At 70.7% G+C, this 1752-nt stretch carries 4 protein-coding genes; all 4 read right to left on the minus strand.

Features of this window, described 5'->3' with window-relative positions; translation table 11 throughout:
* Positions 1–188: 188 nt before the first annotated feature.
* The 4 genes from ACFPFQ_RS00005 to ACFPFQ_RS00020 all read right to left on the minus strand — a co-directional run bounded on the left by ACFPFQ_RS00005 (position 189) and on the right by ACFPFQ_RS00020 (position 1690).
* Positions 189–419 (minus strand): hypothetical protein, encoded by a 231-nt coding sequence (locus ACFPFQ_RS00005; protein ID WP_379613339.1) that lies wholly within the window; start codon positions 417–419, stop codon positions 189–191.
* A 184-nt stretch (positions 420–603) separates the two neighbouring features.
* A complete protein-coding gene (locus tag ACFPFQ_RS00010; RefSeq protein WP_379613341.1) occupies positions 604–801 on the minus strand; it encodes a hypothetical protein in 198 nt (65 codons plus the stop codon).
* Entirely contained in the window at positions 801–1160 is a 360-nt protein-coding gene (locus ACFPFQ_RS00015; RefSeq protein ID WP_379613343.1) for a hypothetical protein, read from the minus strand. Before ACFPFQ_RS00015 ends, ACFPFQ_RS00010 begins: the two co-directional genes overlap by 1 nt.
* Entirely contained in the window at positions 1157–1690 is a 534-nt protein-coding gene (locus ACFPFQ_RS00020) for an RRQRL motif-containing zinc-binding protein (RefSeq protein ID WP_379613345.1), read from the minus strand. The genes ACFPFQ_RS00015 and ACFPFQ_RS00020 overlap by 4 nt, the downstream gene beginning before the upstream one ends.
* Between the last annotated feature and the right edge of the window lie 62 nt (positions 1691–1752).

A 1752-nucleotide genomic window follows, 5' to 3' on the forward strand; every position in this document is an offset into this window, starting at 1 on the left:
TCGAGGGTGGGGCCACCTCAAGCCATCACTCGGGCTCCAAGTGGGGCCAACTCAGGCTGGCACACTCATACCATGGGAGAACTCCAAAGATCCGGCCCCCGCGACAGCGGTGGGCGGGTTGATGGGGGTTGGGATCCCCTGGCCCGGCGAATCGACTTGGCGGAAGGGACGCCGGGCCAGGGGCGGAGCTACAGCCGCAGCCCGGCCGTGCGGGCCTGCGCCGCGGTCACACACGTAGCCGGATAGCCCGCCACATTCTCGATCTCCACTTCCGAACCGGTGCCCGGTTCGGTCACCGTCAGCCGGACCACCGTCCGACCCCGGCCATCCACGTGGGAGGTGGTGGCGTCGACGTGGCCCCACGACCCGCCACGGGCGCCGTAGGAGAACACCCACCAGCCCGGCCGCACCGCATCCACCCGACGCTCCCGAGCGACAGCAGCGGCACGACGATCCACAGCCACATCCACAGCCGGGCTCATCGGTTTCCCCGGCGCCGCAACCGGCAGCCCGCACCCCGGCAGAACACCGGCGCCGCACCACCCCGAGGGATCTCCACCGGCCGGCCACACGACCGGCACCGCGACCGCACCCGCATCCCGGTCACTCCCCCAACTCGTCGAGCATCCCGGCCCGGCCCAGTGCCTTGTACTGACACACCGGCCGGTTGCACGTGCTACCCAGCTTCGAGCGGACCGGGCGACCACAGGACTGGCAATGCACCTGCCCACCGTTGTCGTCGGTGTGGATCCCGTGGCCCTTGCGGGCCTTGCCCCGGCCATCGCCGGTGAACCGGCCCATCAGCGCTGCCCACCCATCGCCCGGTCCATCACGTCGACCGCGACCGCGTAGAGCCGGCAGTCCTCGCAGCGCCGCAGGTGGGCCCGGTGCAGCCACGCCCCGACCGCGGACCCCAGTCCATCCCACAGACTCACGCCGAGAACGCCGGTGGCGACCCACCACACCGGCGCCGCCACCTCCGGGAACCCGCCGCTGACCGCGATCGACACGGTGATGCCCAGCACCGCCGCGAATGCCACCGCGACCGCCGTCAACTCGACCGCGTACCGCCCTGCCTGACGCACCATGTCCGTCTCCTCGATTGGTTCGATCACGTACACAGCGGCTGCTGTGCTGCCGTTGTTCGTCGTGCTGTTCACGCGCTCTCCCTGAACTCGACGTGCTCGATCACCACGCCGACCGGATGGCCGACGCGCTCGTTGCTGTGCTGCTGTGCTGCGCCCGCGGGGGCGTTGAGGTGCTGGTTGGTGTGGCGGGCGAGATCACGCTCGATCGCGGTCTCGGCGCAGTCGACGCACTCACCGAGTGAGCGCGGGATCCGGTACCCGACATCCGTGCGACAGGTCGGGCACCACTGCTGCACCACGTTGCACCGCGCGATCGACGCAAGCTGCGCCGCCGACGGGATGCGCTTGGGCCGGGCCAGGTCGACGCGGTAGAGATAGGCCCAACCGCGCCGCGACGGGCGCGTCTTCCACACCAGCCACCCGGCCACGTCCTGACCGGCAGGCCGCAGGTCTTGGCCGGCTAACTGGCGAACCGTGGCCAGACCGGACGGGGCCCAGCCGTATCGGAACACCGGAACCCTGGCGTAGCGGCCGGCACACGGCCACTCACGCCCATCCCACAACGTCGTGGAGGTGCCGCGAGCCGCTCGCGGGCCGCTCACTGGTGCACCCTCTTCCGGTCCGAGCTTGGTTGATCAGCCAGGATTCGGGCGCACCTGAGGTC

Source organism: Pseudonocardia sp. GCM10023141 (assembly GCF_042653605.1).